Annotated in this window: 12 protein-coding genes and 1 tRNA gene; 5 read left to right on the top strand and 8 right to left on the bottom strand. The window is 32.3% G+C overall.

Annotated elements, in window-relative coordinates; genetic code table 11:
* Positions 1-473: GIY-YIG nuclease family protein (locus DMB71_RS08045; protein ID WP_239452947.1), on the top strand; the 473-nt coding region annotated here is incomplete at its 5' end.
* 63 nt (positions 474-536) lie between these two features.
* On the opposite strand, the gene DMB71_RS08040 is transcribed toward DMB71_RS08045, so the two are convergent.
* The 6 genes from DMB71_RS08040 to DMB71_RS08015 all read right to left on the bottom strand — a co-directional run bounded on the left by DMB71_RS08040 (position 537) and on the right by DMB71_RS08015 (position 4,299).
* Positions 537-914, bottom strand: coding sequence for a nuclear transport factor 2 family protein (locus DMB71_RS08040; RefSeq protein ID WP_111365120.1), 378 nt, complete (start codon positions 912-914; stop codon positions 537-539).
* A 93-nt stretch (positions 915-1,007) separates the two neighbouring features.
* Positions 1,008-1,808: an SDR family NAD(P)-dependent oxidoreductase gene (locus DMB71_RS08035; protein ID WP_111365118.1), complete on the bottom strand. Its 801-nt coding sequence runs from the start codon at positions 1,806-1,808 to the stop codon at positions 1,008-1,010.
* Between the two features lie 53 nt (positions 1,809-1,861).
* Positions 1,862-2,296: a GNAT family N-acetyltransferase gene (locus tag DMB71_RS08030; RefSeq protein WP_111365117.1), complete on the bottom strand. Its 435-nt coding sequence runs from the start codon at positions 2,294-2,296 to the stop codon at positions 1,862-1,864.
* A 226-nt stretch (positions 2,297-2,522) separates the two neighbouring features.
* On the bottom strand, positions 2,523-3,020 hold the full coding sequence (locus DMB71_RS08025; RefSeq protein WP_111365140.1) for a CAP domain-containing protein: 498 nt from the start codon (positions 3,018-3,020) through the stop codon (positions 2,523-2,525).
* A 306-nt stretch (positions 3,021-3,326) separates the two neighbouring features.
* Entirely contained in the window at positions 3,327-3,881 is a 555-nt protein-coding gene (locus DMB71_RS08020) for a hypothetical protein (RefSeq protein ID WP_111365115.1), read from the bottom strand.
* A gap of 85 nt (positions 3,882-3,966) precedes the next feature.
* Positions 3,967-4,299 (bottom strand): hypothetical protein, encoded by a 333-nt coding sequence (locus DMB71_RS08015; RefSeq protein ID WP_111365114.1) that lies wholly within the window; start codon positions 4,297-4,299, stop codon positions 3,967-3,969.
* Between the two features lie 436 nt (positions 4,300-4,735).
* Between DMB71_RS08015 and DMB71_RS08010 the strand changes: the two genes are divergently transcribed.
* Together DMB71_RS08010 and DMB71_RS08005 are read left to right on the top strand one after the other, a co-directional pair.
* A tRNA-Glu gene (locus DMB71_RS08010) sits at positions 4,736-4,807 on the top strand.
* A 107-nt stretch (positions 4,808-4,914) separates the two neighbouring features.
* Positions 4,915-6,114, top strand: a complete 1,200-nt coding sequence (locus DMB71_RS08005; protein ID WP_111365112.1) for an outer membrane protein assembly factor BamB family protein — start codon at positions 4,915-4,917, stop codon at positions 6,112-6,114.
* 76 nt (positions 6,115-6,190) lie between these two features.
* Here the strand turns inward: DMB71_RS08005 and DMB71_RS08000 are convergent, their stop codons facing one another.
* Together DMB71_RS08000 and DMB71_RS07995 are read right to left on the bottom strand one after the other, a co-directional pair.
* Complete coding sequence (locus DMB71_RS08000) at positions 6,191-6,496, bottom strand: hypothetical protein (RefSeq protein WP_111365111.1); 306 nt, start codon at positions 6,494-6,496, stop codon at positions 6,191-6,193.
* Positions 6,497-6,758: 262 nt separating this feature from the next.
* Positions 6,759-7,601, bottom strand: a complete 843-nt coding sequence (locus tag DMB71_RS07995) for a leucine-rich repeat domain-containing protein (protein ID WP_111365109.1) — start codon at positions 7,599-7,601, stop codon at positions 6,759-6,761.
* A gap of 178 nt (positions 7,602-7,779) precedes the next feature.
* Between DMB71_RS07995 and DMB71_RS07990 the strand changes: the two genes are divergently transcribed.
* Entirely contained in the window at positions 7,780-8,268 is a 489-nt protein-coding gene (locus tag DMB71_RS07990; protein WP_111365108.1) for a DUF1761 domain-containing protein, read from the top strand.
* A gap of 116 nt (positions 8,269-8,384) precedes the next feature.
* Entirely contained in the window at positions 8,385-9,530 is a 1,146-nt protein-coding gene (locus tag DMB71_RS07985) for a GNAT family N-acetyltransferase (RefSeq protein WP_111365106.1), read from the top strand.
* Positions 9,531-9,532 lie beyond the last annotated feature (2 nt).

Genomic DNA, 9,532 nt, shown 5'->3' with positions numbered 1-9,532 from the left:
AATCGGATTTAAAATTTTCAAATCACCGTGAAAATGGTTCGAGAATTGTCCTGTTAGGGCTACTAAGAAAAACACCACTTACTACAAGTGGTGTTTTTTTGTTTATAGCATTTTGTAATATGGATGAATTTGTTGTTTACATTCTTTATTCTGAAAAATTTAAGAAAACCTACACTGGTTTCACTTCTAACTTAATTGAGAGATTCAAATCACATAATTTTCTTGGGACAAAAGGTTATTCTCTAAAATTCAGACCCTGGATAGTTATTCATGTTGAATTTTTTAATTCTAAAACCGAAGCAATGAAAAGAGAAAAATATTTAAAAACCGGAATAGGAAGAGAATTCATAAAAAAATTATTTCTAAGATTTAGCTCGTCGGGCTCATATCCGCCACGGCGGACACAGGTTCGAGTCCTGTTCCCGCTACTAAGTAAAAAGCTTCAGATTTCTCTGAAGCTTTTTTATTTTTAGAACCTTTTATTCTCTACGTTCATAAGCTAGATACTCACGCTAGCAGAGAAATATATCAGATTCCTATTTTATTTCCAGTTCCGTTTCAGTATGCATCGCACACGCCCACTTGTTATTTTCTTTGATCCAAGTAGAAGTACAGACACATTTTATGGGTGCTTTTTGACTTTGATCTGCTATCTCAAAATCAAGGCGATATCCTATTACAGCAGTATTTTCGGCAATTAACTTTTCTTTTACATCATAGATGTTCAGCACTTTTATTTTATTGGTCTGCCCAGAATCAAACATATTTTTGAAATCAGCTTCGCTGATACTTTGAATACCGTTTTTTCCAGCAACTATGCAAGGAAACAGTGTCAGATTTCTTACCGTTTCATAGTCATTATTTTCAACTCCGTGCCAGTATTTTTTTTCCAATTCTACAATTTGTCCTTCCATATTATCTTGTTGTTAATTAGACATTTCACAAATTTCACATTAATATTGAAACAAAGCTGCTCTTTTAACATAGATTTAATTCAAGCTACTTACTTACAAATCTGGTTTTGAACCTTTAGAAATGATCGATCTCATCACCCCAGGAAACCATCTTTGCAACCATACGGCTAGCTTTCCATGACCAGTGAAAATATAATTTTTCTTTCGTTTCAAAATAGCTTTTACCATTACTTTTGCAGCTTTATCAGTTGGCCAAATTAAATTTGATGGCCGCGGATCTGTCTGTTCGGGATGCCAAATTCCATCATTATCAATTCTTGCAATTTCCGAAACTACAAATCCGGGATGCAGCGTAGTGCAGCTCACGCCCGTTCCCATTAATTCAACCTGCAAAGTTTGACCAATAGAGTTTACCGCAGCTTTTGAAGCTCCATATGCGCCCACATTTGGATTAGGAAGATAAGCGCCTACGCTTCCAACCAAACCAATTCGCCCTTTGTTTTTCTTTAAATGTGGTAGTGCATATTTTACCGTTAAGACCAATCCTGTAACATTGCCTTGCAATTGCCTGTTCCAATCTTTGGCTGTTAGATTTTCGATACTTCCAAAAATGCCAAAACCAGCATTGGCTACAGCCACATCCAAGCGCCCGCACTCTTTAATAATTTGTTGGACTGCATTTTCAATAGAGTTTTCTTCCATTATGTCACACGGAACTACCAATGCCTCGCCACCTGATTGCCTAATCTCGTCAGCAACTTCATCTAACAGTTCTTTGCGTCTTGCTGAAATAACTACTTTATAGCCTAATCTTGCCCATTCAAAGGCCATCGATTTTCCAATGCCAGATGAAGCGCCAGTTATCCATACTACTTCTTCTTTTGTTTTTGTCATTTTAAATCAATTTTAATTAGTATAGTTATCCCTAATTCTCAGTAGTGCCTATATTAACCTAATTTCATATCAAATATTTTTTGCTCTTTGGTTTCATTAAAACCAATTCTATTATAAAAAATATGAGTTTCTTTGCGAACGACATTGCATCTTACTCTGATTTTAGTGCTTTTTTTGAAGCGAGCCCATTCTATTACTTTTTCAACTAAAATTTTACCAATTCCGTTTCTTCGGTAATTTTCATCTACCACTAAACCTCCAATTTCTACAAAAGAATCAGATTCAACTCTAAGCGAATAAAAACCATGAATCCAACCAATAACATTTTCATTATCGATACATACATAAATACAATTATCGGTATTGTTTAAAATTTCCAAAAGTCGATTATGCATTTTCTCAATTGTTGATTCATAACCCAATTGATTGGATAGCTTGCTTATAAATTCAACATCATTTAATTCTGCTTGTCTTAAAAAAAATTCCATACTTCTATTTTTATCATAACCGCTAAAACATTGAATTAAAGATGATTTACAACGAATTTAAGTCCATTCTTCGGATTTGCAAAATAATCTCATGTACAATTGATAAATAAACTTTTAAGAAAGATATATCAATTCAATAAAGAGGGTTTGGCTTTAAAATAAAAGAGCGCAAAGTCGAAGACATTTGCGCCGCTTTTCAATTGGATGCATTGGAAAGCATGAACCTCTAAATTTTTGCAAAAATATTAGTGTAGTATTTTTTACCGTCAGAGCTCACCCTCATCGAAATGCCAAAATAATTAAAATCTCCCTCAATAATTTTTTTATGTTCTAGACTATTCAACCATCCGTTTAAGACACCTTCTGGAGACTGATAATTGTATCCAACATTTTCATCTACCTTTTTTGCTCCTAATACTCTTATTATATTTTCAGATCGGCTTACAAAATCATTATGGCTTACCAAATTAGTTTCGATCATATTATTATTGTGTTCTTCAGCCTTGAAAGAAAGATAATCTTTTACTCGTAAAGAATCCAATCCTATTGACATCCTATAATCATTTATTAATTTCATTGTTTCCAATTCTACAGCACTATAAGTATAGCCCGTCCCAATTTCATCTTTATAATCCGTTTCCATCCCATCTGCCGAATCAGCAGAACAAGCATTTATAATAAAGACAAATGCCAATAATAACCCCGTTTGCAATGTTTTTTTCATTTTTGCCTCATATTTTGCTAATGTCATAAAACAAAAGCCTTGTTTTTTAATCTATTATTTGATGGTGCAAATTTCAGATTATAAAAAACAACCGAATTCCCGTAAAAGCTTAAAAAACAACACAATAAGACTTAATACACGAAACAAATCAACTACAAATGAAGCAATTACAAAATTTTCACTACAAGCTTGAGGTAGTTCTATAATTAAAATAAAAAAAAGCGCAAAATCGGAGACATTTGCGAGGCTTTTCAGTTGAACACTTTGGAGAGCGGGACAGCAATATAAACTCACTTGCCAACCTAATTAATTTTTAGATCCTTTTTCAAAATTCTCTACAAGATTATCATCGAAATATTTAAACAACAAAAAAAAGTCATCTTCATTATGTGTTATTCTAAAACATTCTTTCTTAATATTTACCTTTTTATTACTTATTGGATACTCACTCAGCACAAACTTAAAAAGTGCCAAGTCCATTACAATCTTCTTTTTCTCAATTTTATACAACACAAATAATCTGTAAGAAAAAGTCGAAAAAGTAACTTCTGAATCTGTGAATTCTATCTCTGTAATTGTTTTATTTGTCAAAGAACCTGAATTGAAATAGGTGTACAAAAAGAAAATAATTATTAAAGCCAATCCTATAGCGCCAAAAATAAATTTGTTATCAATTTCTTTTTGTACATCAAAGAAAAAACCGGCTCCTGCTAAGCATGCAAAAATTATTAAAAGTATGGTTATGATTAGGCTTTGCCTCTCATATTTTTTAAACCACGTTATTAATTCATTATTTGAGTAATATATCATAAGACTTTGATCGTTAAAACAGATAAAAAATGCATCTGTTGGCGCAAGCAAGGGGGAACTAAATTAAGCCCATAATTTGGATTTACAAAATACTATTTTTTCCCACTTTAAGCATTCCATAAGCAGGAATGCATTTTCAATCTCCATTTGAAGTTTTTCTTATTTCAGAAATAGTACCAAAGATTTGATCTAATAATTCCATTTCGTCAGTTGGAAGTAACTGCAAAGCCATTTCGAGTAAGAGCATTACCTCTATTTTATTTTTTTCAAAATCATCTTTCATGATATTTATACTTGCTTTTAATAAAGATGAAATAGTTAGATTCAGCTCAGTGTACGAATGCACTTTTAGCATCATATTTATAGAATTATTATTATCCTTAATGTCTGGACTTAATTTTGTAAAATATTTCATTCTGTCAATCGATTCTAAAAAATCTATCATAGATTTTCCCTTTTCTACTTTCATAATCTTTTCTTACTTTTTTGTATTTACTGTTATTGACTCTTAATGTTATTTTAGAATCAAACAAATTTATAAAGACCTAAAGAGAAAATAAGGAACGTATTTATCCAGTCAAATACGTCTGTAAAAAATAGCAGAACAATTGTTTTCTTATTTGACTTCTTATTTTCCCTATAAACAAAGCAAGATTATTCTTTCAAAAACAAAATTATTCAATATTTCGAAAAAATATTTCCCACTTAAAAAAACAAACAATTCCTCCGCATACAAACAAAACAACCAATTATTATTCAAATAAATACAAATACATTAACTCGATTAAAACTTAAAAAACCATCATCTAAAACAATTTCCCATCAAAAAAAATCAAAAAGTTTTTTCCAAAAAGCTTTGTACATCTCAAAAATAGTTGCACTTTTGCACCCGCAATAGCAAAGCAGGTCCGTTCGTCTATCGGTTAGGACGCCAGGTTTTCATCCTGGTAAGGGGGGTTCGATTCCCCCACGGACTACTTACTAAGTCAAAAGCTTCAGAGAAATCTGGAGCTTTTTTTGTTTATATTTACTCCGTTAAATGTTTTAAAAGAAGACAATCAAAAAAATCAACCCAAATCTTAAAATGAAACACAAATTAATAGCCCTTTTATTTGTATTCGCCTTTGCAAATATGTCTGGACAAGCGCCAGCCAGCAAAACCAACTACTCCAACAGCAATTTACCTGCAGAAGAAGCTGTTACGAACAAGTCTTTAAAACCGCTTAAAAAGATTTCTCTAGACGACACTTCGCTTTTAATTTACGATTATGACGGCTCTCTTTTTTCTTGGGATTTAGAAGTAGAAAGCATTGTTTGGACTGTAAAAGCTTCGGATGCTAATACTGAGATGTGCGCCAACAAAATAACGCTTCAGGACGGTGTTGTATACATTCCGTTTGTCAATGGTGAAATTTATGCCGTGGATAACGGAACAGGAACTATTTTCTGGAAGTCAAGAATAGGCAATATTAAAGACCAGATTGTTCTAAAAGACCAGACTCCTGTAATAAGCAACGGAAAGTTGTTTATAACTGCCCAAAATCAAAATCAGAGCAGTAATTTGTATGCTTTGGATCTTAAAGATGGAAGCTTGGCTTGGAACTACAAATTAGACACGCCAAATAACGATATTGAGCCACTTGTTTTTGACAATAAGGTTTTTATTCAAAGCGGAACCAATGTATATTCGTTTGAAGCCAATACAGGAAAATTATTGAATCAGAAAAGTTTTGACGAAACCATGACAGGAAAACCTGTTACCGATGGCGAAAGTGTTTTTATTGCTGGCGACAAGAACTGGCTTTATGCTCTTAAGCCAAACAGCTTAGATGTTTTATGGCAGTTTAAAATAGAAGAAAACCAGAACAATGTTAAGGAGCGCATAGTATGCCACGACAAAAAACTATATTTTGCCGCACAAGGTCCAGAAGTTTCATCTATTTATGCTGTTGATTCTAAAACAGGAACTCAGCTTTGGAAAACCGATTTTAAAGGTGATAATATCGAATACATCGTTAAAGAAGTAGATAATCTTTGGGGCTACACTCGTAAAAAGAAACTTTTTGAATTGGATTTATCAAACGGAGAAATAGCTTTTGAAGAAAAACTAACCACTTTGCCAATTTCAAACATTGAATTTCCTGCTGACGAAAACCTACTTTACTATTATTGTGACGCTGGTTTAATTCAGTTTGATTTAAAAGAAAAAGACGAAAACGTATATTATATGCGCACTTCAATTAAAGACGATCCTTATAGCGCTTATTTGAAGATTATTCGATAATAGCTCTCGCTTTTAGAAATAAAAAAAGACCATTTTTTCAAATGGTCTTTTTTTATTATCCTCTTTTGAGAAAAATTTATGCTCTGAACAAAGCATATTTATTGTAGTTGTACAAAACTTTATCATAAGGAACATAAAGCGAAACAATTTTCTCTGATGATTCATTGAATGTGATTCCATTATGCTTTCTAAACAAGTAAATCTCTCTCAAGCAATTAGAAAGACTTTGGTGAATTTCGCTTGTAAAAGTTGGCAGTTTTTTATCGCCTACCAAAAGATCAATCTGATAGTTTGAACTGCTTTTTGACAAGTTATTTCCAATAATTCTAATTGTAAAAGTTGTTGGTTTTCCGTACTGTTCACCTTGATATTGTAGTGTCATGATTTCTTCTTATTAAGTAATTAGTAATACCGCTGATTAATCGGTTTTTGGTTCTCCGGATACTTTTATTAAAGTTATAAAATTTTAGACAAACATAATAAATTCAATTCTAAATTAAATGTTATATTTTTTCTATAACGAAACCTCTAGAAACCATAAAACCGTAACATAGTTACGGTTTTGGCAATTAACTAAATATATTTAATCAACTTGTTTAACGAGTGTAAAATTCATTCATAAGCATCGATTAATTTTGGGTAAACTATTGTAATTTATTTTCTTGGTTTATTTCTAATAAAAACGGATTTCCGTTCTCATCGGTCATTGTCATATTTAAAGCATCTAATAATGCTGTCTTTTTTGAAACTTCGCCTGTAAATTTATTATACGAAAGATTCAATTCTTGCAACTTGCTAAGCTTTTCAATTTCTTGCGGAATTGCGCCTGAAAATTCATTATCAAATACACTAAAATTTTCTAATGCATTCCAATTAATAATTTCATTTGTCAAACTTCCTGACAGTTTATTATTATTCAGCAGCAATACTCTTAGTCCTGAAATTTTATAAATCGAAACAGGCAGTTTTCCGTTAATTTGGTTATTAAAAACAGCTAAAATTTCCAACTGATTCAGCTTTCCAATTTCTGATGGAAGCTCTCCTGAAATCTTATTCATAAAAAGCTCTAATTCTTTCAATTTTGTCAATTGACAAATCGAAGAAGGAATTGCTCCCGATAGCTTATTATTAGCAATATTAATTGTTTCTAATTCTTTCAGGTTAAAAATGGCAGAAGACAAACTTCCTTCAATTTTATTCTTTTCCAGATTTAGCGATTCCAAATTTGTAAGATCATAAAGAGCTTCTGGCAATTCTCCTTGCAGATTATTATCTGCCAAATTCAGCGCCACAACTTTTCCGTTTTCAGCTTTAACACCGTACCATGTAGAAACAGACAGACTTAAGTCCCACTTGTTTTTCCATTGCAAACCATTTGTTGCATGATACAATTTTATAAGCGCCTCTTTTTCTTTATCCGAAACAGTATCTGCCAAAACATTTAGCGAAAAAACAAATAATAAAGAAAGCGTAAATATAATTTTCATAACAGATTTGGGGATTTGTTATTAGCGTAAAAATATACAATTCATAGCTATAATACACTAAATATCGGCAAACTGTTGATAAAATTTATCTTGTAAGTTTTATATTACTTTTAATTATTTTCTTAAACCTGCATTTTTTTGATTACTTTTGATCAACTAATTCTAAAAACCTCATATCATGCAAATTAACTTCGCTGCTTTATTCATTGCGGCCATTGTCACACTCGTAACCGGTTTTATCTGGTACAGCCCAAAAGTATTCGGAACTATCTGGATGAAAGAAAATAATCTTACTCAAGAAGAGCTAAGAAAAGGAAATATGCTAAAAATCTTCGGATTAACGTACGTATTTTCTCTAATGATCACTATGACTTTAATGTCTTTAACCATTCATCAGTCTGGTGCAATCGGAATGGTTGGCGGACCACCGTTGATGGATAGCGCAAAACCTTCTTTTGCCGCTTTTATGGCAGATTACGGAATGGCTTATAGAACTTTTAAACATGGTGCGCTTCATGGTTTTATGTCTGGATTATTTTTCGCATTTCCGTTAATCGGAATTAACGGCTTATTTGAAAGAAAATCTTGGAAATATATTTTTATTCATGCTGGATATTGGACTCTTACCCTGACGCTTATGGGCGGAATCATCTGCGGATTTGCTTAATATCAATTATAAAAACCCGTTTGGAAAATAATCTCAAACGGGTTTTCTTAATAATAACTTAAAGCCCTTTAGTTATTACAAATATTATCTAATTTTGAAGAAATTAGCTCACTCTTTTGAATACAACATATTCTTTCCAGGTTTACAAAAGCGCATCTTTATTGCCTGTAGAATGGAACTCGCTTGCAGCAAATAACATTTTTTTGACTCGAGAATATCTCGAAGTGCTGGAAAACTCTTGTCCAGTAAATATGACTTGCCATTTCATCGGACTTCTTGAAGAGGAAAGATTAATTGGAATTGTGTTAACGCAGTTCTTATTTGCAGAAAAACTCGAATCTTTTGGAGAACGCGATAAATGCTTAAAAACTTCGGTGCGTAATTTTGCCTTAAAGAATTTTGCTTCGCATGTTTTATTTGTCGGAAATAATATGCTTACGGGACAAAATGCTTTTATTTTTGACAAAAGCGTCAAAGAATCAAAAGCTATAAAAACTCTTCATAAAGCAATTAATCAATTAAAAAAAGATTTAAAAGAAAGCGGAAAAAAGGTCCATATAACCAGCATAAAAGATTTTACTGCAAAAGAGATTGAACCGCTTCAAGCTGAATTTAAAAACAATTATACGTTTTCGACCCAGCCGAACATGATTTTCAACATCAAAGAAAACTGGAAAACCGAACAGGATTATATCGATGCCTTGTCAAAAAAGTATCGTGATCAATACAAACGTGCACGAAAAAAATCGGAAGGAATTGTAAAACAGAAAATGTCTCTTTCCGACATCAAACAATATGAAGATGTTATTTACGACCTTTATTTTCATGTTGCCAAAAATGCACCTTTCAACACCTTTTTTTTAGCTCGCAACCATTTTAGTTTTTTTAAAGAAATAATGGGAGACAACTTTCTTCTGTACGGTTATTTCTTGGATGAAAAACTAATTGGTTTCAATACTTTAATCAAAAACGGCCATGTAATGGATACTTATTTCTTGGGTTATGACGAAAGCATTCAGCGCGAGAAAATGCTGTATTTAAACATGCTATACGACATGATTGCATATTCGATCAAAAAAGGTTTCCGCGAAATCGTCTTTGCCAGAACAGCTCTCGAAATCAAAAGTTCTGTTGGTGCAAAACCTGTAAAAATGTATGGGTTAATTACGCACAGCAACGCTTTGATAAATCATAACATTTCAAGATTTTTCAATTATTTGGAACCCAAAACAGAATGGCAGGAACGCAATCCGTTTAAATAAAT

The sequence above is a fragment of the Flavobacterium tistrianum genome (genome assembly GCF_003254545.1).
In the GTDB taxonomy this organism is placed as follows: Bacteria; Bacteroidota; Bacteroidia; order Flavobacteriales; family Flavobacteriaceae; genus Flavobacterium; species Flavobacterium tistrianum.
Note: the sequence above shows the minus strand (reverse complement) of the source record. Positions and strands in the feature narration are given on the sequence as shown.

Coding starts and splice junctions, on each gene's coding strand:
- DMB71_RS08040 (WP_111365120.1), bottom strand. CDS start 914: ATGGAAGGACAAATTGTAGAATTGGAAAAAAAATACTGGCACGGAGTT.
- DMB71_RS08035 (WP_111365118.1), bottom strand. CDS start 1,808: ATGACAAAAACAAAAGAAGAAGTAGTATGGATAACTGGCGCTTCATCT.
- DMB71_RS08030 (WP_111365117.1), bottom strand. CDS start 2,296: ATGGAATTTTTTTTAAGACAAGCAGAATTAAATGATGTTGAATTTATA.
- DMB71_RS08025 (WP_111365140.1), bottom strand. CDS start 3,020: ATGAAAAAAACATTGCAAACGGGGTTATTATTGGCATTTGTCTTTATT.
- DMB71_RS08015 (WP_111365114.1), bottom strand. CDS start 4,299: ATGAAAGTAGAAAAGGGAAAATCTATGATAGATTTTTTAGAATCGATT.
- DMB71_RS08005 (WP_111365112.1), top strand. CDS start 4,915: ATGAAACACAAATTAATAGCCCTTTTATTTGTATTCGCCTTTGCAAAT.
- DMB71_RS08000 (WP_111365111.1), bottom strand. CDS start 6,496: ATGACACTACAATATCAAGGTGAACAGTACGGAAAACCAACAACTTTT.
- DMB71_RS07995 (WP_111365109.1), bottom strand. CDS start 7,601: ATGAAAATTATATTTACGCTTTCTTTATTATTTGTTTTTTCGCTAAAT.
- DMB71_RS07990 (WP_111365108.1), top strand. CDS start 7,780: ATGCAAATTAACTTCGCTGCTTTATTCATTGCGGCCATTGTCACACTC.